This window comes from Streptomyces sp. NBC_01275, from assembly GCF_026340655.1.
In the GTDB taxonomy this organism is placed as follows: Bacteria; Actinomycetota; Actinomycetes; order Streptomycetales; family Streptomycetaceae; genus Streptomyces.
In genome coordinates this window covers 306,502-331,135 of the sequence record NZ_JAPEOZ010000001.1, presented here as the reverse complement: position 1 = coordinate 331,135, position 24,634 = coordinate 306,502, and the positions used below count along the sequence as shown (strand labels likewise).

The 24,634-nt window shown below is 68.9% G+C and carries 20 protein-coding genes and 1 pseudogene; 9 read left to right on the top strand and 12 right to left on the bottom strand.

From position 1 onward, the window contains the following. Window positions 1-20: 20 nt before the first annotated feature. From OG562_RS01420 to OG562_RS01400, 5 genes are read left to right on the top strand one after another with little or no spacing between them, the layout of a single operon-like run. A complete protein-coding gene (locus tag OG562_RS01420; protein WP_266392565.1) occupies window positions 21-344 on the top strand; it encodes a 2Fe-2S iron-sulfur cluster-binding protein in 324 nt (107 codons plus the stop codon). 18 nt (window positions 345-362) lie between these two features. Continuing rightward, a complete protein-coding gene (locus OG562_RS01415) occupies window positions 363-1,607 on the top strand; it encodes an NAD(P)/FAD-dependent oxidoreductase (RefSeq protein ID WP_266392562.1) in 1,245 nt (414 codons plus the stop codon). Between the two features lie 36 nt (window positions 1,608-1,643). After that, complete coding sequence (locus OG562_RS01410; RefSeq protein ID WP_266392560.1) at window positions 1,644-3,179, top strand: aldehyde dehydrogenase; 1,536 nt, start codon at window positions 1,644-1,646, stop codon at window positions 3,177-3,179. Between the two features lie 34 nt (window positions 3,180-3,213). Beyond that, the gene (locus OG562_RS01405) at window positions 3,214-4,665 is read left to right on the top strand and encodes an aldehyde dehydrogenase family protein (RefSeq protein WP_266392558.1); all 1,452 of its coding nucleotides are present in this window, start codon (window positions 3,214-3,216) and stop codon (window positions 4,663-4,665) included. Continuing rightward, window positions 4,662-6,128, top strand: a complete 1,467-nt coding sequence (locus OG562_RS01400; protein ID WP_266392555.1) for a CoA transferase — start codon at window positions 4,662-4,664, stop codon at window positions 6,126-6,128. Before OG562_RS01405 ends, OG562_RS01400 begins: the two co-directional genes overlap by 4 nt. Window positions 6,129-6,239: 111 nt before the next feature. Here OG562_RS01400 and OG562_RS01395 read toward each other — a convergent pair whose 3' ends face one another. After that, a complete protein-coding gene (locus tag OG562_RS01395; protein ID WP_266392552.1) occupies window positions 6,240-6,881 on the bottom strand; it encodes a TetR family transcriptional regulator in 642 nt (213 codons plus the stop codon). A 119-nt stretch (window positions 6,882-7,000) separates the two neighbouring features. Between OG562_RS01395 and OG562_RS01390 the strand changes: the two genes are divergently transcribed. Further along, complete coding sequence (locus tag OG562_RS01390; protein ID WP_266392549.1) at window positions 7,001-7,993, top strand: aldo/keto reductase; 993 nt, start codon at window positions 7,001-7,003, stop codon at window positions 7,991-7,993. Window positions 7,994-8,412: 419 nt separating this feature from the next. Here OG562_RS01390 and OG562_RS01385 read toward each other — a convergent pair whose 3' ends face one another. The 6 genes and pseudogenes from OG562_RS01385 to OG562_RS01360 form a co-directional block, all read right to left on the bottom strand. Continuing rightward, the gene (locus tag OG562_RS01385) at window positions 8,413-9,168 is read right to left on the bottom strand and encodes an SDR family NAD(P)-dependent oxidoreductase (protein ID WP_266392547.1); all 756 of its coding nucleotides are present in this window, start codon (window positions 9,166-9,168) and stop codon (window positions 8,413-8,415) included. A gap of 149 nt (window positions 9,169-9,317) precedes the next feature. Then, on the bottom strand, window positions 9,318-9,950 hold the full coding sequence (locus OG562_RS01380) for a TetR/AcrR family transcriptional regulator (RefSeq protein WP_266392545.1): 633 nt from the start codon (window positions 9,948-9,950) through the stop codon (window positions 9,318-9,320). Between the two features lie 78 nt (window positions 9,951-10,028). Beyond that, window positions 10,029-10,304: pseudogene (locus tag OG562_RS01375) on the bottom strand (FAD-binding protein); the annotation flags it as partial. 159 nt (window positions 10,305-10,463) lie between these two features. Then, window positions 10,464-11,213, bottom strand: a complete 750-nt coding sequence (locus OG562_RS01370) for a sulfite exporter TauE/SafE family protein (protein WP_266392543.1) — start codon at window positions 11,211-11,213, stop codon at window positions 10,464-10,466. A 142-nt stretch (window positions 11,214-11,355) separates the two neighbouring features. Continuing rightward, the gene (locus tag OG562_RS01365) at window positions 11,356-12,639 is read right to left on the bottom strand and encodes an amidohydrolase family protein (protein WP_266392541.1); all 1,284 of its coding nucleotides are present in this window, start codon (window positions 12,637-12,639) and stop codon (window positions 11,356-11,358) included. Between the two features lie 36 nt (window positions 12,640-12,675). Beyond that, the gene (locus OG562_RS01360) at window positions 12,676-14,334 is read right to left on the bottom strand and encodes an alpha/beta fold hydrolase (RefSeq protein ID WP_266392538.1); all 1,659 of its coding nucleotides are present in this window, start codon (window positions 14,332-14,334) and stop codon (window positions 12,676-12,678) included. A 150-nt stretch (window positions 14,335-14,484) separates the two neighbouring features. Between OG562_RS01360 and OG562_RS01355 the strand changes: the two genes are divergently transcribed. Next, complete coding sequence (locus OG562_RS01355) at window positions 14,485-15,156, top strand: FadR/GntR family transcriptional regulator (protein ID WP_266392535.1); 672 nt, start codon at window positions 14,485-14,487, stop codon at window positions 15,154-15,156. 697 nt (window positions 15,157-15,853) lie between these two features. On the opposite strand, the gene OG562_RS01350 is transcribed toward OG562_RS01355, so the two are convergent. Next, a complete protein-coding gene (locus OG562_RS01350) occupies window positions 15,854-18,340 on the bottom strand; it encodes a SpoIIE family protein phosphatase (RefSeq protein WP_266392532.1) in 2,487 nt (828 codons plus the stop codon). 309 nt (window positions 18,341-18,649) lie between these two features. Further along, complete coding sequence (locus tag OG562_RS01345) at window positions 18,650-19,249, bottom strand: TetR/AcrR family transcriptional regulator (protein ID WP_266392526.1); 600 nt, start codon at window positions 19,247-19,249, stop codon at window positions 18,650-18,652. Window positions 19,250-19,768: 519 nt separating this feature from the next. Here OG562_RS01345 and OG562_RS01340 point away from each other — a divergent pair. Together OG562_RS01340 and OG562_RS01335 are read left to right on the top strand one after the other, a co-directional pair. Then, a complete protein-coding gene (locus OG562_RS01340; protein ID WP_266392522.1) occupies window positions 19,769-19,936 on the top strand; it encodes a hypothetical protein in 168 nt (55 codons plus the stop codon). A gap of 64 nt (window positions 19,937-20,000) precedes the next feature. Next, window positions 20,001-20,753, top strand: coding sequence for an NADPH-dependent F420 reductase (locus OG562_RS01335; RefSeq protein WP_266392519.1), 753 nt, complete (start codon window positions 20,001-20,003; stop codon window positions 20,751-20,753). Window positions 20,754-21,389: 636 nt separating this feature from the next. Here the strand turns inward: OG562_RS01335 and OG562_RS01330 are convergent. Genes OG562_RS01330 through OG562_RS01320 form a run of 3 tightly spaced genes read right to left on the bottom strand, consistent with a single transcriptional unit; the run spans window position 21,390 to window position 24,396 of the window. Beyond that, window positions 21,390-22,601 carry a cytochrome P450 gene (locus OG562_RS01330; RefSeq protein WP_266392516.1) on the bottom strand — a complete coding sequence of 404 codons (1,212 nt, stop codon included), beginning with the start codon at window positions 22,599-22,601 and terminating at the stop codon, window positions 21,390-21,392. A gap of 38 nt (window positions 22,602-22,639) precedes the next feature. Next, complete coding sequence (locus tag OG562_RS01325; RefSeq protein WP_266392512.1) at window positions 22,640-23,092, bottom strand: flavodoxin domain-containing protein; 453 nt, start codon at window positions 23,090-23,092, stop codon at window positions 22,640-22,642. Beyond that, the gene (locus tag OG562_RS01320; protein ID WP_266392509.1) at window positions 23,089-24,396 is read right to left on the bottom strand and encodes an FAD-dependent oxidoreductase; all 1,308 of its coding nucleotides are present in this window, start codon (window positions 24,394-24,396) and stop codon (window positions 23,089-23,091) included. The genes OG562_RS01325 and OG562_RS01320 overlap by 4 nt, the downstream gene beginning before the upstream one ends. Window positions 24,397-24,634 lie beyond the last annotated feature (238 nt).

The following is a 24,634-nucleotide window of genomic DNA, read 5'->3' as shown; positions in this document are numbered from 1 at the left end:
AACCTGATCAGGAGACCGCCATGCCCCGTGTCGTATTCGTCCGTCCGGACGGGACCAAGCAGGAGGCCGACGCCGCCGACGGAGCCTCTGTCATGCAGGCCGCCACCGCCAATCTGGTACCCGGAATCGTCGCCGAGTGCGGTGGCGAGCTGTCCTGCGCCACCTGCCACGTCTTCGTGGACGAGCAGTGGCTCGCGGCGCTGCCCGCGCGGTCGGAGGACGAGGAGGAGATGCTGGAGGCGACCTCCGAGGAACCCACCGACGCCAGCCGGCTGTGCTGCCAGATCACGTTGGACGCCTCGCTCGACGGCATCGTCGTGCACATCCCGAAGACCCAGAAGTAGGACGGGCGGGAGCACACCATGCACATCGAACCCACTGTGACCGACCGTATCGTCGTGGTCGGCGGCGGTCAGGCCGGCGCGGACTTCGTCGCCGCCCTGCGCATGGCCGGCCGCCAGGGCCCCGTGACCCTCGTCGGCGAAGAACCCGGTTACCCCTACGCCCGCCCGCCGCTGTCCAAGGCGTACCTTTCCGGCAAGGCCACGGCCGAGGACCTGCACATCCGGCCGCCCGCCATGTATGAGCAGCAGGGCATCGACCTGCGCACCGGCACCCGGGTGACCGCGATCGACCGGACCGCGCGCCACGTGGTCCTCGCGGACGGTGAGCGGCTGCCGTACGCACACCTGGTGCTCGCCACCGGCGGTCGGGCGCGCAGACTGCCTGCCCCGGGACTGGACGACGCGCCCAACGTTCACTACCTCAGGACCCTCGCTGACGTGGCCGCAATGCGGCACCGCTTCGTGCCGGGCGCCCGGCTGGTCGTCGTCGGCGGTGGCTACGTCGGGCTCGAGGTGGCCGCGGTCGCCCGGCAGCTCGGGCTGGACGTGACGGTCCTCGAGGCGCTGCCCCGTGTCCTGGCCCGGGTGACCGCGCCGCAGGTCTCCGCGTTCTACCAGCGGGTGCACACCGAGGAAGGCGTGGACATCCGCGTCGACACCGCGGTGACCGGCTTCGCCTTCGCCCCCGATGGCTCGGTGGCCGCCGTGGAGCTCAAGAGCGGCGAGCGGATCGACACCGACATCGTCCTCGTCGGCATCGGACTGGTCCCCAACACCGAGCTCGCCGAGCAGGCCGGGCTCGCCGTCGACAACGGCATCGTCGTCGACGAGTACTGCCGTACCGAGGACCCCGCCGTCCTCGCCATCGGCGACTGCACCAGCCACCCCTGCGGCGAGCATGGCGGACGCCGCCGCCTGGAGTCGGTGCCCAACGCCTCCGAACAAGCGCGGGTTGCCGCGGCCACCGCGACCGGGAGCCTTCAGCCGTACACCGCCATCCCGTGGTTCTGGTCCGACCAGTACGACGTCAAGCTCCAGACCACAGGGCTGTCCACCGGCTACGACGAGGTCGTCATCCGTGGCACCACCGGGACCGGGAGGTCGTTCGCGGCCTTCTACCTCAAGGACGGCCTGGTCCGCGCCGCGGACGTGGTCAACAGCCCCCGGGACTTCACCGCCGCCAGAAAGCTGGTCGCGGCACGGGCCCGGGTCGCCCCCGAAGCACTCCAGGACCTGTCGGTCCCCCTCAAGCAACTGCTCTGAGCCACGCAGAGAACCACTCAGATGGGAAAACGAGAAATGACGGACCACACGGCGGCCCCGGCGGCCTCCTCGCGCTCGGAGCGCTTTCCGGCCGGGACGGACCGCGACTACTTGATGCTCATCGACGGCGAGTGGGTCCCCGCCTCCGACGGCGAGACCTTCTCCTGCCTCGACCCGTACGAGAACCGTTCCTGGGGCCGCGTCCCCGCCGCCACCGCGCAGGACGTCGACCGGGCCGTGCGTGCGGCCCGGCGGGCCTTCGACGAGGACGGCTGGTCCCGCACCCCCGCAGCCCTGCGCGCCGGCCTGCTGCGCAAGCTCGCCGACCTCATCGAGGAGCACGCCGAGGAACTGGCCTTCATCCAGATCCACGAGAACGGCAAGCTCATCAGCGAGATGCTGCCCGGAGCGCGGGCGATGGCGGCCCACGCCCGCTACGTGGCGGGGCTCGCGGAGAACCACCACGGCTCCACCCTCCCCGCCCACCCCGGCTTCACCGCATACACCGTGCCCGAACCGGTCGGCGTCGTCGCGGCGATCACTCCGTGGAACTCACCGCTGACCCTGCTGTCGTGGAAGCTGTTCCCCGCGCTCGCGGCCGGGTGCACGCTCGTCATCAAGCCGTCGGAGGTGACCCCCACCTCCACCCTGCGCCTGGCCGAACTCTGCGAGCAGGCCGGCTTCCCCAAGGGCGTCGTCAACGTCGTCACCGGCTTCGGGCAGCCGACCGGCTCCGCGCTGACGGCCCACCCCGGCGTCGACAAGATCGCATTCACCGGCTCCACCGCGGCGGGCAAGGCCATGCTCAATGCCGCCGCACCCCGCATCGGGCGGGTCACCCTGGAACTCGGCGGAAAGTCCCCCAACATCGTCTTCGCCGACGCCGATCTCGACAACGCCGTGCACGGAGTCATGGGCGGCATCTTCGCGGCGACCGGTCAGACCTGCATGGCAGGCTCCCGGGTCCTGGTCGAGGACAGCGTGTACGACGAGTTCGTCGACGCCCTGTCGGCGGCCGCGGACAAGCTGGTCCTCGGCGACCCGCTCGACCCGGCGACCGACGTGGGCCCGCTCTCCTGCCGCAACCAGTTCGACAAGGTCCTCGACTACATCGACATCGGACAGTCCGAAGGGGCGCGCCTGGCCGCGGGCGGTGTCCGGGACACCTCCACCACGGAGCTGGCCCGCGGCCTCTTCGTCCGGCCCACCGTCTTCTCCGGCGTCGACAACTCCTCACGGCTCGCCCAGGAGGAGATCTTCGGGCCCGTGGCCAGTGTCGTGCGGTTCAGCGGCGAGGACGACGCGGCCCGGCTCGCCAACGACATCGATTTCGGTCTCGCCGCTGCCGTGTGGACGCGGGACATCGGCCGCGCCCACCGCATGGTCAAGCGGCTGCGCGCTGGCACGGTCTGGGTCAACGCCTACCGCGTCGTCCACTACGCCGTGCCGTTCGGCGGGTTCAAGCAGAGCGGCATCGGCCGCGAACTGGGCCCCGACGCGCTCGACGACTACACCGAGACCAAGTCCGTCTGGATCGACGAGGGCAACCCGCAGATGTTCGGCCGCCACTGACATGCGCCACCACGAAGAGGGAGTTCCGGACATCGTGCTCGAACACAAGAACTTCTACATCGACGGCGCCTGGTGGCAGGCCTCCGGCGACGAGACGACCGAGGTGGTCAACCCGGCCACCGAGCAGGTCATCGCCACCGTGCCGGCCGCCTCCGCGAAGGACGTCGACGCGGCCGTCGCCGCCGCCCGCGCGGCGCTGCCCGGCTGGTCCCGCACCACCCCCGCCGAACGCAAGGCCTTCCTGGACCGGCTCCACCAGGGCCTGGTGGAGCGCGCCGACGAGATCGCCGCGACCGTCACCGCGGAGATGGGCGCGCCGCGGCAGCTCTCGGCGAGGGTTCAGGCAGGGCTGCCGATCGCGGTCGCCGAGTCGTACGCCCGGCTGCTGGAGACGTACGAGTTCGAGGAGTGCATCGCCACCTCGCTCGTCGTCAAGGAGCCGGTCGGCGTGGTCGCCGCCATCACCCCGTGGAACTACCCGCTGCACCAGGTCGTCGCCAAGGTGGCGGCCGCCCTGGCCGCGGGATGCACCGTCGTGCTGAAGCCGTCCGAGGTGACCCCGCTCAACGCCTACCTGCTCGCCGAGATCGTCGACGCCATCGAACTCCCCGCCGGCGTCTTCAACCTCGTGCCGGGCATCGGGTCCGTCGCCGGTGAGGCGCTGGTCGTCCATCCGGACGTCGACATGGTTTCCTTCACCGGATCGACCCGAGCCGGAAAGCGCATCGGCGAACTCGCGGCGGCCACCGTCAAGAAGGTCGCACTCGAACTCGGCGGCAAGTCCGCCAACATCATCCTCCCCGACGCCGACCTGGACTCCGCGGTCCGCGACGGGGTGGCCAACGTCCTGAGCAACTCGGGCCAGACCTGCACGGCGTGGACCCGGATGCTCGTGCACCGCGATGCCTACGAGCGTGCGGTGGAACTGGCCAAAGAGGCGGCCGAGAACACGGTGGTGGGTGATCCCGCCGACGAGCGGACCCAGGTCGGCCCGGTCGCCTCGGCGGCCCATCGGAACCGGGTGCGCGCGTACATCGTCGACGCCGTCGGCCAGGGTGCCCGGCTGGTGACCGGCGGTGTCGAGCCCCCGGCCGGCCTGCCCATCGGCTACTACGTACGCCCCACCGTCTTCGCCGATGTCACCGAGGACATGACCATCGCCCAGGAAGAGATCTTCGGCCCGGTCATCGTCCTCATGCCGTACGCGGACGAGGAGGACGCCCTGCGGATCGCGAACAACTCCCTGTACGGCCTGTCCGGCGCGGTGTTCTCGGCCAGCGAGGAACGCGCCGTCGCCTTCGCCCGCCGCCTGGACACCGGCATGGTCCACATCAACGGCGCACGGTTGAACCTGCTCGCGCCCTTCGGCGGGTACAAGCAGTCCGGCAACGGCCGTGAACTGGGCGTCCACGGGCTGGAGGAGTTCCTCCAGCCGAAGGCACTGCAGCTCCCCGCACCGGCGCCCACAGGAAGGACGGCGCCATGACCGACTCCGCTCACCCCGCCGCGCGGGGTTTCCTCTCCGAGATCTGGGACTCCCTGGGAGGGGAGAAGGAAGCACTGGACCGAGTGCGGTTCGAAGGACACGGGGCATTGCGGTCGCCGTTCGCGGTGACCGACCTGGCCGCGGCGTCGTTCGCCGCAGCAGGGCTGGCCCTCAGCGACCTCCTCGCCACGGTCGGCGGCGAGGGACCGCGGGTACGGGTGGACCGGATTCTTGCCAGCGGATGGTTCGATCTGCCGGTCGGCCCTTCTCAGCCCCTCGACCCCTCGGCGCGGCAGCCCGTCTCGCACACCTGGATGTGCGAGTTCCAGACGGCCGACGACCGATGGCTTCGCATGCAGGCGACGTTTCCGACGCTGCGTTCCCGCATCGCGCGCGCACTCGGAACGAGGGAGGACCGGGGCGAGTTCGAGTCCGAGATCCGCAGGCATCCCGCGGAGGACGCCGAGCGGCTCCTGGTGGACGCGGGCGCGGCCGTCGCGGTCAGTCGCTCGGTCGAGGAATGGCGACGACACCCTCAGGGCCGGGCCGTGGCCACGGAACCCATCGTGCACATCGAGACCGGTGAAGCGGGCGGCGACGCCTGGCAGCCGACACCGGGACGTCCGCTGGCCGGCATCCGCGTACTCGACCTCACCCGGGTCATCTCCGGACCGATGGCGACTCGGTTCCTGGCGGCCTGCGGTGCCGAGGTGCTGCGCCTCGACCGACCCGGCTCCGACGAGAGCAGCGTCTTCGGGCGGGGCAGCGACATCATGCTGGGCAAGCGGTGGGCGTTTCTCGATCTGCGGACCGAGGACGGCCGAGACCGGTTCCTTAAGCTGCTGTCCGATGCGGACGTGCTCGTCCACGGATACCGCCCCGGGGGCCTGGACAGCCTCGTCGCCCCGGAGGTCCGGGCCGCCGTACGACCCGGCCTGGTGGAAGTGGCGCTCAACGCCTACGGCTGGACGGGGCCCTGGAAGGACCGCAGAGGCTTCGACACCCTCGTCCAGTTCAGCAGCGGCCTCGCCGAGGCGACGACGGCCTGGGCCCTCGCCGACCCGGAGAACAGGACACCGATCAACGCGCTCGGCAGGCTCGTCGGTGCCGACCGGCCCCGGCACCTGCCCGTCGAGGCACTCGATTTCGCGACCGGATACCAGATCGCCGCAGCCGCGATCCGGGGGCTGACGCACCGAGTGACGACAGGCGAAGGCTCTGTCTCCCGTCTCTCGCTCGCCCGAACCGCCGCGACGCTGATCAGTGCGGGCCACGTCGCCGAGGAACCGGAGATCCGCCTGCCACTCGACGGACCGTACGAGGACCGCGTCTTCGTCAGCGGTGACGGCCGCCCGGTGAAGCGGCTCCAGTTCCCCGTCGCGATCGAGGAGACCCCGCTCTTCTGGGAACGGCCCTTCGAGGCGGCAGGCTCCTCTGCCCCGATGTGGTCCGCCTCGGGCTGACGGCGACCGGACTGGCCCCGGCCGTAGAACAAGTGCCGCGGTCAGGGCACTGCCGTCCCCGGGCGTCGTGGCGGTGAGTGCACAGCGTCGAGTAGCCGATCCCCGAAACGGTCAGCCGGGTTGTGACCGCTTCACGCGTGGGAAGAGACGTTCGACCGCGGCCACCACTGCGGCACGGCGAGCGGCGACGGACGGGTCCGCGGCCTGTTCGGCGGCGGCGCCGATCTCGGTCTGAGCCGCCCACGTCGTGGCGATCTGGTTGACCAGGGCGAGGACATCGACCGGGTCCCATGCGGGGTCGAGCTGTCCGGCCTGCTGTGCCTGCCGGAGCTGGTCGAGCTTGCGGGCGATGGCCGCCCTTGTGGGATCGGCGCCGGTGTCGACGACGGCCGAGTCGGCCAGTTCGAGGCGTCCCCAGGTGATCAGGCGGTGGTGATCGGGGCGGGCCGTGAAGTGGTCGAAGAGACGGCCCGCGTAGCCGGGCAGGTCGCCCGGATCCATTTTGGTGGCCTCCGCGAGCTCGGTCAGTTCCTTGGCTGCGATGTGGCCGTAGAGCGCCTCCTTGCCGCGGAAGTACGCGTAGACGCGTTCTTTGCTGGTCCTGGCCTGCTTGGCGATGCGGTCCACCCGGGCGCCGGCGATTCCGTGACGGGCGAACTCGTCCGTGGCGGCGGTGACGATTCGTTCACGGGTTGAGTCGGCGCCTTCCGGGGCAGCGGGCTCGGTGGTCGGGTCGGTGGTTGGGCGAGGCATACGACCAGGATAAGCGGCCGAACTGTTTGGTTTGGCATTGTGGACGGCTGACGTCTACACTCAAACCGAACAGTCTGGTTTGACGATGCCTGGCTGACAGCTACGTATGGAGCAAACTCATGCACCACCGCAACCTGGGCTCCCAAGGTCTTCGTGTCTCCGCGCTCGGACTCGGCACCATGGGGATGACCCTCGCCTACGGCTCCTCGAACGAGGAGGAGAGCATCGCCACCATCCGTCGTGCGCACGAACTCGGGATCGACTTCTTCGACACCGCCGAGCTGTACGGCGTCGGCACGGGCAGCAATGAGATCCTGCTCGGCAAGGCTGTGAAGGACTTCCGTGACGAGGTGGTCCTGGCCACCAAGTTCGGTTACGACATGACCGCGCAGCAGATCGGTGCCGGGTTCGACAGCCGCCCGGAGAACATCCGCAAGGTCGCCGAGAACAGCCTGCGCTACCTGCAGACCGACTACATCGACCTCTTCTACCAGCACGTCTCCGACCCCGAGGTGCCGGTCGAGGAGGTCGCGGGTGTCGTCGGCGAACTGATCGCCGAGGGGAAGGTGAAGTACTTCGGCCTGAGCAACGTCGGCCCGCAGTACATCCGCCGCGCCCACGCCGTCACCCCGGTCACGGCTCTGCAGTTCGAGTACTCGATCTTCGAACGTGAGGTGGAGGAGAAGACCCTGCCGGTCCTGCGCGAGCTGGGTATCGGCCTGGTGCCCTACTCCCCGCTGGGCCGCGGCTTCCTGACCGGCGTGGTCAAGCCCGCCGCCGAGTACCCGGCGGACGACATGCGCAGCTGGGACGAGCGCTGGCAGGGCGAGAACTACACGTACAACCTGCGCGCCACCGAGCAGCTCAAGAAGCTCGCCGCCGCCAAGGGCATCACCACCGCCCAGCTCGCACTGGCCTGGCTGCTCGCCCAGGGCGACGACGTGGTCCCGATCCCCGGCACCCGCAACGCCGACCGCCTGGCGGAGAACACCGGCGCCGTCGATGTCGAACTCACCGACGCCGACCTCGAGCACATCACGACGATCCTGCCCCAGGGTTCCGCGGGCAGCCGCTACCCGGCCGCCATGCTGGCCGCCATGTCGACCGACTGACGCTCCAGCATTCGGACTTGTCGCTGGCCCAGTACCCGCCCTGTCGGATACGCGACCAGCGACTTCCGGGCCGCCGCACTGGCTGCCGAGGTGGGCCGCCCCGGCCGGCTCGGTCACCTCATGGAGGCGGTTGGTCCGCCAAGTTCATCGGCGAGGACCTGGCCGACTTGGCCACCGGCGTCGACCGCCCGGCCTGCCACGCTTCTCGCCGCGCACCGTGATCGCCGGAGGCTTCCAATGCCCCCGCTGTCACGGGAGGACCTGACGGACGGTGACCGGGGTCGACCTCGGTCACGGCCACCCTGGCTCGATCGTCATCGGTGGTGTGCCCGGCGTGGTGATGAGTTCGCTCCCTGTCGCTCGGGCATCATGGCGCGTCCTCGATGACGGGTTGGACTGTGCACATCGCCTGACGCCGGTCAGGCCAGGCCCGCGCCTCCGTCCACACTCAGGAACGCGCCGTGAACGAAGGCGGCGTCATCGGAGGCGAGGTAGGCGACGGCCGCGCCGATCTCGCGGGGGAGACCGAACCGACGTGCGGGAAGGGCGTCCAGGACGGCGGAGGCACGGGGGTCACCGGCGATCGCGGCCTGTACCTCTTCGGGCAGTACGGGGCCGGGAGCGACAGAGTTCACCCGCACGCCTGACGGGCCGTACTGCTTGGCCCATGCCTTGGTGAGGTTGTTCAGTGCGGCCTTGCTGGAGGAGTAGGCGGCCCGGTCCGGTGCCGCTTTGTCGGCGGCGAAGGAGCTGATGTTCACGACCGCGCCGGAGCCCCGCTCGATCATGGCCGGAACGAGCGCGGCGACCAGGAAGAACGGCGCCTTGACGTTGGTGTTGTAGACCGTGTCGAAGACGTCCTCCGCCGTGTCGACGGTGAAGCCCTCGGGGAAGACGCCCGCGTTGTTGACAAGGATGTCGATCTGGCCGGTGACCGCTCGGGCCTGCTCGGCCAGGGCTCGGGCGCTGTCCGCGGACGCCAGGTCGGCCGCTATGAAGTCGGCCTTTCCGCCGGCTTCGCGTATTCCGGCGACGGCTTGTTCGCCGCGCTCGGCGTTGCGGCCGGAGACGATGACATGGGCGCCGCGCTCGGCCAGTGCGTCGGCGATGGCGCGGCCGATACCGCTGGTGGATCCGGTGACGAGTGCGGTCTTGCCGTTCAACGGGGTGGACATCGGTACTCCAAGCTGTTGGGAAACCGGCGGTCAATTGTGGAACTGAGTGTCACAGTAGCAATGATTAGTCGATTATGAAAATGAGAGTCGGATATGAAAAAAGCAGCGTCCAGGCGAACTGGCGCTGCTGTGGGTCGGTTTTCTGCGGCCTAGTTGGCCTGGGTTCCGTCACCTTGTCGTGGGCTGAGTGCGGCGAAGGCCTGGTCCAGCAGATCGACGAGGTCGAGGTCGCCGTCGGAGGTGGTCCAGTAGTCGAGCGCGATGTTGAGACAGGCCAGCGCCGCGGCTGCCTTCACCGAGATGTCGAGCGTCACGAGCTGCGGTGAATCGGTCCGCTCGGCAAGGGCATTCGCGAGAGCGGGCAGCCAGCCGCGCTGCTTCTCCAGCTGGCGGGCGCACAGGGCGGGGGTGTCGAGGACGAGCCGGGTCGTCGTCAGGGCCCGGTTCGGGTCCTGACGGTAGTGCTCGATGGCGGTGTCCAGCCCATTACGCAGCGCCGTCCAGTCGTCTTCGTCGGCCGGGCGGGCGCGAACGGCGTCGGCGACCTGTTCGCCATGAGCCTCGAAGACGCTGAGGACCGCTTCTTCCTTGCTGCCGAAGTACCGCAGGAAGGTGCTGCGGGAGACCCCGGCCGCAGTGGCGAGGTCATCGAGAGTGACCTTCTCGAACCCTTCGCGCAGGAACAGGTCGAATGCCATCTGGGCCAGTTCGGCCCGTACAGCGGCGCGCGCGATGTCCCGGGTCTTCGTGCGTACGCCTGGCACGCCCACTCGCGCAGTCATCTCTCACTCCCAGCATCGCGTGTCGGTTGCCAGTATGACACTCAGTTTCATGGCTTATCTGTGCGGACTCGAGGCATCCATGCCGATGCGGTGCTGGACGGCGGCGGGATGCCGATAGCGACGCACCGCTGCGGTGGCACGCTCTGGCCGGTCTGGCCGGTCCGGATTGGTGCGGGAGAACCAGCCGGTGTCCACTTCGGTACGGGAGGCGCCGACCCCGCCCGAGACCACGATCGCGGCCTCGGTTGGCTCGGGGCGGTTGGCCAACTCGCGCAGAGTGCGGCCAGAAGTCCTGGTGCCGATCGTCTCGTCGGAGAAGACCACCGCGAGGGGCTCTACCGCACCGGCGGGCGGGCGGTTCGAGGCCAGTTCGTGAAGATCCGTCACGGACTCCAGAACCCGGCGTGTTCCCGCAGATCGATGATGGCGTCATCGGCCCCGTCGCGTTGCGTCCCGGCATGCACAGCAAGCTCTGTCGACGCTGGGCGACGGCAGTTGTCTGTCGAGTCACCGTCACCGGAGCATGACGGCGGATGCGGTGACACCGACGACGATGATGAGTGTTCGCAGCCCGGCGGGTGGCAGGCGGCGGCCCGTGCGGGCACCGATCAGTCCTCCGAGCGTCGATCCGAGCGCGATGAACGCGGCAACGGACCAGTCGACTGTGGTGGCGGCGACGAAGGCCAGTGCCGCAACCGTGTTGACGATCGCGGCCAGGACGTTCTTGGCGGCGTTGAGGCGGTGCAGGCTCTCCTGTACGGAGCAGCCCAGCAAGCCGATCAGGAGGATGCCCTGTGCGGCTCCGAAGTAGCCGCCGTACACGCCCGCTGCGCAGACTGCCGCCCACAGTCCCGGCGGCCCGTGCCCGGGCGTCCGCGTGCGCCGGTCCAGGCGGCGGCGCAGGTAGGGCTGGGCGAGGGTGAGTGCACAGGTGGTCAGGATCAGTACGGGCACCGCTGCCTGGAACGTCCGGGTCGGCAGCCTGAGCAGGAGCAGTGCTCCTGCACACCCGCCCAGGGCGGAGGCTGTGGCGAGGTGGGCCAGGCGGCGGGCCTGCCCGCGCAGTTCACGCCGGTAGCCCCACACGCCGCCGAGCACTCCGGGCACGAGTCCGATGTTGTTCGACACATTGGCGAGGACGGGCGGATAGCCCAGAGCGAGCAGAGTGGGGAAGGTGATCAGGGTTCCGGAGCCGACCACCGCGTTGATCGCCCCGGCTGCCGCGCCGGCTGCGGTGATGGCCGTAGCCGCAAGGAAGTCCACTACTGCCTCTCCGTGTTTCACCGGCCCACGGCCTGCGGGCCGCGCACACGGCTTGCCCGCGCCTGCCGTTTTTGGCCGGCGCGGTGTGGACGTGCCGGCGCCCCCGGTCAGGGCGACCGGGGGCGCCGGATTGCCGGACGGTTCAGGAAACGATGACGGGCTGCTCGGTCAGGGAGGAGGTCCTGCCGAGGCGACTGTCGTCAGGGTCTTTGTGGAAGGAGCCGCCCTTCATGATCGCGGAGATGTTGTCGCGGTTCTGCAGCACGGTGATGTCCTGCAGGGGGTCCCCGTCGACGAGGATCATGTCGGCGAGGAAGCCGGGCCCGATCTGCCCGAGTTCTTCGGGCATCCGCATGATCTCGCCACCGAGCTTCGTGGCGGCCAGCAGCGTTTCCATCGGTGTGTAGCCGAGCAGGTCGACGAAGTGCTGCAGGTCCCGGGCGTAGGTGCCGTGCGGTGTCCAGGCGAAGCCGTAGTCGCCGCCGGGCAGAACCCGGATGCCCCGCCTGCGCATCTCTTGCAGCCCCGCGATGGCGCACTCCAGCTCGTGCTTGTAGCCGGCCGCCTCGGCCGCTTCCGGCGGGTAGCCGAAGCCGGCGGCGTCATGGAGGGTGGCCACCAGCCAGTTCAGGCCCGGGGCGACGAAGACCTCGTCCTTCTTCGCCTCCAGCATGTCCATGCCCTCGTCGTCGATGAAGCTGGCGTGGTAGATGATGTCGACGTTGTTGCGCAGCGACATTTTCACGCTCTCGGCGGAGCGGGCGTGCGTGCACACCCGCAGGCCGCGGCGGTGGGCTTCGGTGGTCACGGCCAGGACCTCTTCGTCGGAGAAGTAGTTGTCCTCGGCGTGCTTGTTGCCGGTGATCTCCTCGCCCGACATGCTCAGCTTGACCAGGTCGGCGCCGTAGGCGACGTTGCGGCGGACCTGCTTGCGCATTTCCTCCGGGCCGTCGGCGAAGGCGGTGATCCCGTCGACGAGCTCGCCGCCGGTGACGGCGATCTCCTGACAGTTGGCCAGGTATCTGGGACCGGGAATCAGCCCGTCATTGATCGCGTTGCGGATGACGACGTCCAGCCGCGGCTTGGCCGCTGCCGCGCCGACGCACATCGTGTAACCGCAGTTGAGGTAGGTCAGGGCCGACTTGGCCGAGAGCAGGGTGTGTTCCTCGACACCCAGGCGGCCCAGGCCGGGAAGATCCGCAGAGTCGATCCAGGAGAAGTGCGTGTGGGCGTCGCACAGGCCGGACATGAGGAACTGCCCGCGCCCGTCGACGACGCGCACACCGTCCCGGGGCAGGTCACCGCTGCCGCGGCGCACCTCCGCGATGCGCTCGCCGCGGACGAGGACCTCTCCTTCGAACGGCTCGCTGCCGGTCGAGTCGAAGACACGGACGTTCGTGAACAGGATCGAGGTGTTGGGTGACATCCTCGTCACCTTCCTTTCAAGCGGCTCATGCCATTGTCAGCGGGTGAGGAATTCCTGCAGTGCGTGAGTGACCTGGTCGGCGGCTTCGACTGTGTGCCAGTGGCCGACCCCGTCGAGGACCTTCAGGCGTGCCTTGGGCAGCAGGGAGAAGATCGCGTCATTGACGGCGACGGGGCTGGTCTTGTCCTCGCTGCCCGTCAGCAGCAACACCGGCGCCTTGATGCCGGCGAAATCCGGCTCCTCGGCGGATGCGAGGGCCTCGCAGGCCAGGGCGTAGCCCTCGGGGTCCTGTCCCAGCAGCAGCTCCCTCACCATGGCGGCGGCCAGCGGCCGCTCGGTGCGGGTCGTCTCAGAGGTGGCCACGGACACGATGGCGTCGGCCACGGCCGACATGCCGCCTTCCCGCACCGTGCGGGCCCGGGCCAAGGTGGCCTGCCGCGCCTGCTCGCTCTGGGCGCGCACCGGCCCGAGCAGGGCCAGCCGGGTGACCCGGCCGGGGTGCGCGGCCGCGAAGTGGGACGCCACCAGGGTCCCCATGGAGTGGGCCACCACTGCCGTCTCCTGGATGCCCTCGGCGTCCAGCAGTGCCACCAGCTCCTCCACCCAGTCCGCAATGCTGGGGACACCGGCGCGCGGGGAGCGTCCGTGCCCGGACAGGTCGTACCGCAGCACCGTGTGGGTCTCGGCGAGCGCGGAGGCCTGCTGGTCGTAGACGGTCGTGGCACCGCCCAGGCCGTGGATGAACACGACGGGCGTTCCCTGCCCGATCTTCTCCACGAACAGCCGCGCCGCACCCGCCGACTGCAGGCGGTCGCGGCCCGGTACCGGGCCGATGACGTTGGTCAGCTCGCCGAGGCCCGGCGCGGACACCACGACGCGGTCTCCGGTGGTGAGGTACTTGGGCGGGTCGAAGCCGATCCCGACACCCACCGGGGTGCCGGTGGCGATCACGTCGCCGGGCTCCAGCGTGATGCCGGCCGACAGCGTTTCGATGATGGTAGGCACATCGAAGATCAGCTGAGAGGTGTTGGCGTCCTGGCGCAGCTCGTCGTTGACCCGGGTCTGCAGCTGCAGATCCTCGATGTCGATCTCGTCCGCGCTCACCGCCCACGGGCCCATCGGGCAGAACGTGTCCAGGGACTTGCCGATGAACCACTGCTTGTGATCACGCTGCAGATCCCGTGCGGTCACGTCGTTGATCAAGGTGTAGCCCCACACGTACTGCAGAGCCTCTTCGCGCGAGACCTTCGAGCAGCGGCGCCCGATGATGATGCCGATCTCACCTTCGTAATCCAGTGCGGAGGTGATGTCGGTGTGGGGATCGACCACATCGCCGGAGGCGATGACCGACGCGGCGGGTTTGGTGAACACCACCGGGTGCTGGGGGATGTGCTGCCCGTCGGCCGACCCGGTGGCATCGAACCCGCTGCGGGCGAACTCGGCGGCGTGTTCGGAGTAGTTGCGTCCCACGCAGAAGACGTTGCGGTGCGGCACCAGAGGCGCAAGCAGTTTGCCGTCCGCGGCCTGGCCGTCGACCTGCACACGTTTCCCGGCCGTCGGCCCGGCGGCGATGATCTGCTGCAACTCCGTGATCCACTCGCCGGTGTCGGCGAAGCGGATCGCTCGTGTGGTCCCCTGCTCGTCCACCGCGCACACGCGCACGCCGTCGGTGGTGTGAATCCGTGCGTACCGCACCGGCCCTCCAACCAATTGGAACCAATCTTGGCTATCGGTTCGTATCGGTGACCTTAAGTACGCGTTTCGCGTCGGTCAATGACCTACCGGCCGGTAATTGGTTTGGGGTGGTGCTAGTATTGGTCCGCATTGGTTTGGTGAGGAGGGGGCATGAGCCATCCGGTCGGCCCAACGGCCAGCGTTCTCAGGCACATTCAGCGGCACATTGTCGACGCCGGACTCAAGCCCGGTGACCGTCTGCCCACTGAACGTGACCTGGCCACTGCCGTCGGTGTGGGGCGCGCAGCGGTACGGACCGCTCTGGAGGACCTCGAAAGTCGCGGCATCGTCCTGCGTCACGTCGGGCGGGGCACCTTCCTCGCCCTCGACGGGACCGCAACCCCCGAAGGCCACGATCACCCCAGCCCGTCGGAGATCATGGCCGCCCGCATGGCCCTCGAACCCGAACTCATGCCGCTCGCCGTCCTGTCGGCAACCGGCCCCGACGTCGCCGAGATGGAGCGCTGCCTGCGCGGCGGAGAGCAGGCTGCCACCTCGGAGGAGTTCGAACGATGGGACACCTCGCTGCATCACAGCTTCGCCCTGGCCACACACAACGCGGTCCTGATCAACGTCAGCTCGCTGCTCGTGGCAGCGCGACGCCAGCCCGTGTGGGGCGGCCTGAAGAAGCGGACCTTCGACGCCCAGCGTCACCGCTGCTACTGCGACGAGCACGAGCAGATCGTCGCCGCCGTCAAGGAACGGGACGCGGAAGCCGCACGCGAGGCGATGAAAAGTCACCTACGGCACGTCCGCCGCACTCTCCTCGGCGACGCCGAGTGACTCGACCGTGCCCGTTGCGTTCTGCTCCAATGCGTCGCCTCGTGGCTCAGGTCTGTATTGCGGGCGAAGGGACGAGGTCACGGACAGGAGTTGCTTGATTCGGGTCTGGGCGTATCCGTTGGGTCGCAGTACAACTGCGCTGCGACCCAACGACGTTCGCGCCCCGGGCGCTGCTACTCCAGCACCGGGGACGTCGCCCCAGGTCCTGCTGCCGTCGCGCATCGGCACCCGCACCGTCGACTGGACGCTCTCGTACCGGGCCGGACGGTCATGGGCGAGCCAGTCGTGGTTGACAAGGGGAGGTAGTCATGCCAACTCCGAAGGCCGGTAGCCCCGTTGCGGGGTTGCGAAGACGGTAATGGGGGGGGCGGGCTGCTCCCCGCCGTGCGGGGCGGTGCGCATGTGGGGAGTCCAGGACGGCCAGCTCTCCGACCAACCGCCCGCTGCGGCAACGGCCGCAGCATCGTGGGGGCCGATGGCGTGATGACGCTGGGTGATGCGGTTACCTACCTGGCGGGACCAATACGGCCGGCCATGGACATGCGCCTCGACCCGCAACAGGCCATTGCCATGGTGTCGCCCTGGTGGCAGGACTGCCTCCGCTCGTCAGGCAGGCGAGGCGCACATGCCTCGCTCATATCTGGCGTGCCGGTACGTGGGCTGATGCAACAGCTCGCGTCTGTGCATTGAATCCCGTTCATACGGGGGAGGGCACGAGGCGCTGCTCGGCCCAGATGATCTTGCCGTCGCGGGTGTGGCGAGTGCCCCAGCGTTCGGTGCACTCGGCGACGAGGAAAAGGCCCCGGCCGCCCTCGTCGGACAGGCGTGCCCGGCGCAGATGCGGGCTCGTACTGCTGCCGTCGGAGACTTCGCAGATCAGCGACTGGTCCTTGATCAGCCGGAGCCGTATCGGGTCGGCGGCGTGACGGATGGCGTTGGTGACCAGTTCGCTGACCACCAGCTCGGTCACGAAGGCGGACTCCTGAAGCCCCCATGCCGTGAGGCAGTCGGAGGCATGCTTGCGAGCCTCGGCCACGGCAGCCGGATCACCGGGGATCTCCCAGGAGGCGACATGGTCCTGGTGGAGGGCCCGGGTGCGAGCGATGAGCAGTGCTATGTCATCGGCCTGGGACTCGGTCCGCAGTGTCTCCAGGACCGTGTCGCAAAGAGCTTCCAGCGTGGGAACGCGACGGGCCAGGACGCGGCAGAGCGTATCGAGCCGTTCATCGATGTCGTGCTCGCGCGTCTCGAGGAGCCCGTCGGTGAACACGGCCAGCAGGCTGCCTTCGGGCACCGTGATGTCGGTTGCCTCGAAGGGAAGGCTGCCCAGGCCGAGCGGCGGGCCGGCAGGCAGGTCGAGGACGCGTGGGGTGCCGTCCGGATGGACCAGGATCGGGGCGGGATGGCCCGCCCGACTCATGGAGAAGGTGCGGGAGACTGGATCGTAGATCGCGTACAGGCAGCTCGCCCCGACGTCCCCGGAAGACTCGCCCATGTCGCCGACGCTCTTGGAGCTCTCCGCCTCACGCTCATACGCGGCGTGGGTCACCATGTCGTCGAGGTGGGTGAGGAGCTCGTCCGGAGGCAGGTCGACGTCCGCCAGCGTCCGCACGGCGGTGCGCAGGCGCCCCATGGTGGCGGCGGCGTTGATGCCGTGCCCGACGACGTCGCCGACTGCGAGGCCGATCCGTGCGCCGGGCAACGGAATCACGTCGAACCAGTCGCCGCCCACCTCGGCATCGCCGCCCGCCGGCAGGTAGCGGGCGGCCATCTCCACCGCGGCATGGGGGATCGGGCTCGGGGGCAGCAGGGCGCGCTGAAGCGCCAGCGCGATGCCACGTTCGCGCGTGTACCGGCGGGCGTTGTCCACGTGGAGCGCGACCCTGGCGACCAGGTCCTCCGCGAACGCCAGATCCTCGAGGCTGAAGGGCTCCGGACATGCGGCATGGCGCAGGAACAGGACCGTACCCAGGGTCGTGCCCCGGGCGCGGATCGGCACTGTGATCAGCGAATGCGCCCCATACCTGCGGCACAGGTCCGCGCGTACCGGATCATCGGCGAGCCAACCGACGATCTCCGGGTCGGTGATGCCATGCAGTTCGGCACGGCCAGTGATGACGGAGCGGGTGACAGGAGAAGACGATAGATGGACCTGGCTCTGGCCGACGGAAAGTGCGGCCTCCCCCGCCCACTCGTAAACAGACCGGTTCGCGGCCCGGCGCAGCGCCGCACCACGGCCGGCGAGAACGGGACCGGGCTGCTCACCCTGGAAAACGGCGTCGAACAGGTCGACGGTGACGAAGTCGGCGAAGCGGGGAACGGCGACCTCGGCCAGTTCCCGGGCCGTCCCGGCCACGTCAAGGGTGGTGCCGATGCGGGTCCTGGCCTCGCTCAGCAGTTGTAGCCGTTGCCGTGAGTAATGCTGCTGGGTGTAGTCGTACACCGCCAGGCTCACCGCACTCACCTCGCCGGCCGCGTCCTTGAGCGGGAAGAATTGGGCGACCCAAGGGTGCGCCTTGCTTCCGGGCGGTGTACTGACCTCGTGCTCCATGTAGTCCGGCTCACCGGTCTTTGCCACCCGTAGGACCCGCCGCTCGGCTTCCTCGAACGTCGGCCCTTGCAGGAATTCGGTCAGGTGCAGGCCGCGGACTTCGTCCTCGGGACGGCCGATCACTTCCGCCATCTTCTCGTTGATCCGCAGCAGCCGACCATCCCGATCGTAGATCACCAGAGCGGTGGGGTACTGGTCGAACTCCCGCCGCATGAGGGCTTCTTCCTTGCGGGCATCAGCATTCTCCGTCACCACGCCGGTTCGCTCGGTGGTCACGGCTGTGAGTGCAAAACCGACCTCCCGCTCACCGTCCTGCAGCAAACCCAGACGCGCCTCCGCACTGAGCCCCCGTCCCTCCCGGTCACGAAATCGCGTGCCGTCCTCGGAGAGCAACTCGGCCACGGGCCTGCCGATGACTTCCGCAGGGGCGTATCCGAGCAGTCGCTGCGCCGCGGGGCTGCAACAGGTCACGCGGCCGCTCGGGTCCGTCATGACGACGACGGCGGACGTGTTTTTGTCGGCGCCAGGCGGTCCAGGAACGAGCCGATCGAATGTGACACCCATGATGATCATCCTGACCGTTTTGCCGTAAGTGTCATAGCCTACGATGGCCCCGAACGCGTCTGCCGACAAGGCGGGCTCCGGCTATGGCCCGTGCGCTGTCGGTGCAGGCGGGTCGGTGCCCGCCGGGATGTGGCGTGCGAGGGTCCTACCTCCGAACTGCGGGGCGGTTGCTGCGGCGCCCGCTGCCGCGGTCCGCACGCGCGTCGGTCGTGGGTCCGGAAGGCCCGTCGACGGCCGCCCGCATCGACCGTTTTTGCCAACCTCGAGCCCGCCCGCTGTCATCCGCCGGCTGATCGACCAACGGCGGCGCGCCCCGCGGCATCGAGTGGGGCGCCGTCCGTGCGTGCGACTCGAGTCCTCCGATCCGATCCGTCTTGTTCAGCGCGGGGCGAGTGCGGCGAAGGCTTCGTCGAGCAGGTCGTCGAGGTCGCAGCGGCCGTCGGAGGCGGTCCAGTGGTTGACCGCGATGTTCAGACAATCCACCGCGGCGGCGGCTCGCACCAGAGGGCCCAGGGTGGGAGGCCGGGCCGGGTCGTCGCGTTCGGCGAGCGCCTGCGCGATGGCGGGGCGCCAGCCGCTCTGTTTCTCCTGGCTGCGGGCACATAGAGCGGGCGTCTGCATGATGAGCTGGGACATTGCGAGTGCGCCGTCCGTGTCCTGGCGGTGGGGCCTTATGACGGTGTCCAGTGCGCGCCGCAATGCCGTCCAGTCGTCCTCGTCGGCGGGCCGGGCCCGTACGGCATCGGCGATCTGCTCGCCCTGAGCGTCAACGGCGCCGAGGACGGCATCCTCCTTGCTGCCGAAGTAGCGCAGGAAAGTGCTGCGGGACACTCCGGCGGCCGCGGCCGCGGCCAGGTCGTTGACGGTGACCTTCTCGAAGCCCTCACGGCGGAACAGGTCGAAGGCCACGTGGGCCAGTTCCGACCGGATGGCGGCCCGCGCGATGTCTCGCGTGCTCGTACGTACTGCTCCAGTCACCCCGCGATCCTACCTCACCCTTGAACTCGACCCACAATAATGAGCTACAGTTTTCGATGTGACACCAAGTGTCATTAAGAAGCCAATGGTCCAAAAATGGCGCTTCAGTGCAGCGAGGGAGAGAACCATGGGGCGTCTGCAGGCCGAGAGGAGCGTCATTGCTGACGGCGTGCCTGGTATCGGCCGGCCACGGCCGAGCGGCTCGCCGAGGAGGGCGCCGCGGTCGTTGTCGCGACACCAACGTCGCGCCAGCGGCGACCGTCAGCGGGGCTGACAGGAGACTGTCGTCCGCGATCGCCGTCGAGTTCGACATCAGTGACGAGGCTCGGTCCAGGCGTCGGCCGAGCAGCAGTGACGCCGGAGTCGATCTCTGCGCATCACCCCTCGGTCGCGACAGCGACCTGCGGGCGCTGGACCTGGCGGGGCGGCAGCGGTCCTCACGACGCGAACCCTGCCGCGCCGGTTGAGGCAGGACGGTGGTGTCATCGTCAACACGTCCGACCGCAAGCAGACCTGACCGTGGCCGAGACCCAGCCACAGCACGACCGTCGGCAGTTGCAGGCCATGCCACTGCAGTACACCCGCAGACACACCAGGGGGAAACCCGCCGACCTCGCCGTCGCCGTCCTCTTCACCGACGGTGCCGCCTGGATCAGTTGTCAGCCGTGGCGCACGACAGAGGCGTGAGCCCGCGCAGCCGAAATCTCACATCGCGATCCCACTCCTACCCACCGAAATGGAGACATGACCCATGGCCAAGACCCTCGGACTCATCGGCGCCGGCAACATCGGCAGCGCACTGGCCCGTCTCGCCGTCGCCGCCGGCCTGAATGTCGTACTGAGCAACTCCCGCGGCCCCGAGACCCTCACCGACCTTGTCGCCGAACTCGGCGAGCGCGCACGCGCGGCCACACCCACGGAGGCTGCAGAGGCCGGCGACCTGGTCGTGGCGACCGTCCCGCTGAACACCTACCAGCAGCTCCCCGCCGCAGCCCTGGCCGGCAAGACCGTCATCGACACCATGAACTACTACCCCGAGCGTGACGACCGGATCGCCGAGCTCGACGCCGGCGAGCAGACCTCCAGCGCCCTGGTCCAGTGGCACCTGGCCGACTCCCAGGTGGTCAAAGCCTTCAACAACATCGACTTCGTCCGCCTGTTCAGCTCCGCCCGGCCGGTCGGCGCCGACGACCGCAGTGCGCTGCCCGTCGCAGGCGACGACGCGGCCGCCAAGGCGCAGGTGGCTGAGCTTCTGGACGCGCTGGGTTACGACGCCGTGGACACCGGACGCCTCGCCGACAGCTGGCGCAGCGAGCCGGGCACCCCCGTCTACGTTCAGCCGTACCTGCCCGCACAGCCCGCGGGGCTGACCGACGCGGAGATGTGGCGCTGGTTCTCCGAGACCCCGGGCCTCCCGGTACCCGCAGACAGGGTGAAGGAACTGACCGACACCGCAGTACGGCGCTCCGCGGGCGATGCCCGCGCGACTCTTGCTCAGGACTGAACCAGAAGGCGGGGATCAGACATGGGGTGGAAGCGGGGCCTATCGCTGCCGCAGGCCTGTCTCCTGGCTTAAGAAAGCACATCCTCATAAAGGCTGATTGCTGGTGTGTTACGTCATGGTCGACTGCCGTCTGCCGAAGACGCCATGCCGGCCAGGCGGAGACCACGCAGCTCCGTTCCGGCTGCTGCCGGGTGAGGCCCGCCAGCCGGAGCCGCGTCCCGGGGACGCCGTCCCGGAGTCAGGCGCTGCGCGTCGCCTCCGTGAGCTGCCAGCCGAGTCAGGCCGAAGCCCCGCCTGCCGAAGCACCTGGTGCTGTGGTTGGCCCCGTACTTGCCTTGTCGTGTATGGGGCCAACGGGCAGTCAGGGCTGGTCATGAAGCTTGGTGCAGCGAGAGGGCTTCGTGCAAAACCTGCCCCCAGCCCCCAGCTCCTACCGGGGCCGGGGGCGGAGGTGTTCACCACACGGGGAGTCGGTGGTTCACCCCGCCGTTTCTGGCGTCGCTTCGCACTCTCGATCTGTCAGTTGCCGGTCATACGTGGGTAGACCGGGGCGACGTCGGCAGGGTTGGTTGCCCGAGATGTGCATGGTCGGTAGTGATTCAACCGCTCCTCGAAGTAAGGGACCGGCAGTCCGGCTCACGAGAGTCGGACAGGCAGCTTGTCGAACGCGACCAGACGGTCGGTGCGGACCTCCAGCGGCTCACCGGCGAGCTCGACCGATGAGTACCGCTCGGCGATGAGGCCGAGAATCACGCTGGTCTCGGCCCGAGCCAACAGCTGCCCGGCACACGCGTGGGTACCGAGCCCGAACGTCAGGTTCCGGCTCGCCTCCGGCGGGCGGTTGTGGTCGAAATTGTTCGGGTTTTCGAACACCGCCGGGTCCCGGTTCGCGGCGCCGATCGGGTACTTGATGCACGACCCCGCAGGGATGTGCACGTCCTGGATCTCGATGTCCTCGTTCGGGAACCGTGTGATGATGAGTTCGACCGGATTCAGCCGCGCCAGTTCATTGACGAACGCCTCCCGGATCTCCGGCTTCTCCCTGAACTCGGCCATCAGGTCCGGTCGTTCGGCGAACAACTTGAATCCGGCACCGATGAGGTAGGCGGGGTTCGGGCCGCCCGACATGTACAGCAGCACCGTGGTCTCCAGGACCTCGCGCCAGGTGAGCTCGCCGCGCCCGTGGGCTGCGAGCAGTTCATCGACCAGCCCGTTTCCAGGCTCCTCGGCGCTCTGCTTCTCCCGTACGTACCGCTCGGTCTCGGCAAACATGAAGTTCATCCCGGCCAGTGACCTCGCGTGGATGCCCTCACCCGGTGCGGTCGCGTTGATGAGCATCGCGTCCCACAGGGCCCAGAACATCCCTTCCACGTCGCCCACGGGCATGTCGAGGATGCGGCACATCGTCAGATGGGTCGGCATCACGCCCAGGTCGAAGTGGGCGTCCACCACCTCGCCCGGGGCGAGCCTGCCGAGCGCCTCGACGGTGAAGTCATGCGTCAACCGCGCCCAGGTGCCGATCATCTTCGGTGTCAGCCAACGGTTCGTCAGCCGCCGCATCCGGGTGTGCTCCGGCGCGTCCTTCGACAGGACCGTGTTGTCGAACGCGGTCCATGGATGAGGGTGTTCGCCGGCGGTAGCGAACGACGGCGGCTCCGCTATGCGCATGCACGGCAGTTTCGCGTTGTGCGTGGTGTCCGCGTGGTTCAGTACCACGTACGTGTTCTCCGTCGTCCGGTGCACGGGCGCGATCGCACGGGCCCGCTCGTACGCCGGGTACGGGTCGGCCCGGAATTTCTCGTCGTTCCACGGGAACAGCGCCGAGGCTTCCTCGATGGTCAAGCTCATCTCCGTCACTCCTTCGGGTCTGGTCAGGCCGAAGCCGGTCAGGCGGGCATCAGGGTCAGGAGCTCCCGGGCCCATGCGTCGGCGAGCTCCGTGGCAGGGGTCGTCGACGCGGCGTCGTGCTTGGCCGTGGTTCCGATCTGCTCCGCGCCGAGCTCCAGCAGCGCCGTACGGATGGTCTCGATGGCGTTGTTGAACGTCTCGTAGATGCTGTCGCCGAGCCCGAACGCCGCGAACCGCACCCCGGACAGGTCTGGGCGCTCCGTCAGGAGCGCGTCGTGGAACGGCGCCGCAGTCTCGGGCAGACCGCCCTCCCCGTAGGTGGAACTCACGAACACCGCGATCTGCATGGCCGCCAGGTCGGACACCTCGACATCGGTCAGTTCCGCGGTCACCGTCTCGTACCCCTGGTCGCCGAACGCGGCGGCGATGTCGTCGGCGACCATCTCCGCGTTGCCCGACTCGGTCCCGTACAGGACATGGACGACAGTCATTTCACTTCTCCTGTGGTGTCGATGGCCTCAGGCGTGGCCGTCGGGATGGAAACCAGGGCACCGGAGCCCGCCGCCGCAGCGAGGAGTTCGTCCCTGGTCGTGAACTTGGTTCGGCACCTGTCGGGCCGGGCGCGTCGCACCTCGGCACCGTCTATGCGCTGCCACGCCTCGAAACTCACCACCGAGGCCGGCAGGCGGTCGCGGAGCCCGACCAGGCCCGTACGGTGCAGCGGTTCCTGACCACGCAGGAACTCAAGGACGCCCTTCGCCGCGTCTGCGGCGAGCTTCCGGTTCTCCGCCAGATTTCCCAGTCGGCCGGTAGCCGGACCACCCACCCGGAACACGTTCGACGCCTCGACGCCACCGAACTGCGCCGACTGCGCCGGAGAGGGGTCGAAGCCGATCGCCGTGATCACGGTGTCGGCGTCGAGGTGGTCGACCAGCGCACTGTCCCCCGCACGACGTGTCGTCACACGGACCCGGCCGTCGAGCCGCCGAACAGAGACCGGAACGTGCTGGAACCGCACGTTCACCGTCGTACGCGCAGAGGCCGTGGGCTCGCCGAGCAGCGGTACGCCGTCAACGTTGAGATGAACACCGACGATCTCGGCGAGTTCCTTGACCATCGACGCATCCCACTTCGCCGCATGCGGCTCACACCTCCCCAGGATGTGGATGGTTCGCACCGGGTTGGGCGCCACTGCGCGCAGTGCGTCGTCGTCGACGTCCGACGCGATGAAGTCGAGGTCGGACTTGGACAGCAGCCGTGCGACATCCGCCGAGACGTTTCCGGTACCGAGGATGACGACCTCGGACCCCAGGCTCTCCGGACCGGCGTGCCGGTGGCGCAGGCGGGCGTCCGGATCGGAGTTCAGCAACCGGATCAGGTCACCGGCGCCGATGACGCGAGCGTCCGGGTCCTGGTCGACGCCCAGTCGCCTGTCCGTCCCCAGCCCGGTGGCCAGCACGACGGCGTGGAAGTTCTCCAGGAGCGCTTCGAGGCTCACGTCGGTCCCCACGGACACGTTGCCGACGAACGCCACACCTGGCTGCCCGAAGAGCCGCTCGAACTGGCGCGACACCGCCTTGGCGCCCTGGTGGTCCGGCGCGATGCCGTACCGGACCAGTCCGAACGGCGTCGGCAGCGCGTCGAAGACCGCGATCTCGATGTCCGGCTGTCCCTTGCGCAGAGCCTGGGCCGCATAGCACCCGCTGGGGCCGGCACCGATGACCGCGACCTGGAGCGGAAGCCCGTTGACGGCGGCGGCCGGTCGGTTCGGGGCTGTCTCTGCCGGAGTTCTCATGGCTACCTCGGTTACCGCGAAGGAATGCGAAGACGGGATGAACGCTAACTAACTAACGGTCGTTAGTACAGTGGATGGAGGGGAATCCCGGTCCGGACTCGATGCCGGGTCAGGAACGTCGATGCCGTCCGGCGCCGCTGGTGCCCGAGTTCGTGGATGTCCTCGACGTAGGACGTCGGTGCATCCCGCCCCGGTCGGCAGCGGCGCCGGACGGTGTTCCGGCCCTTCCTGGTCGTGT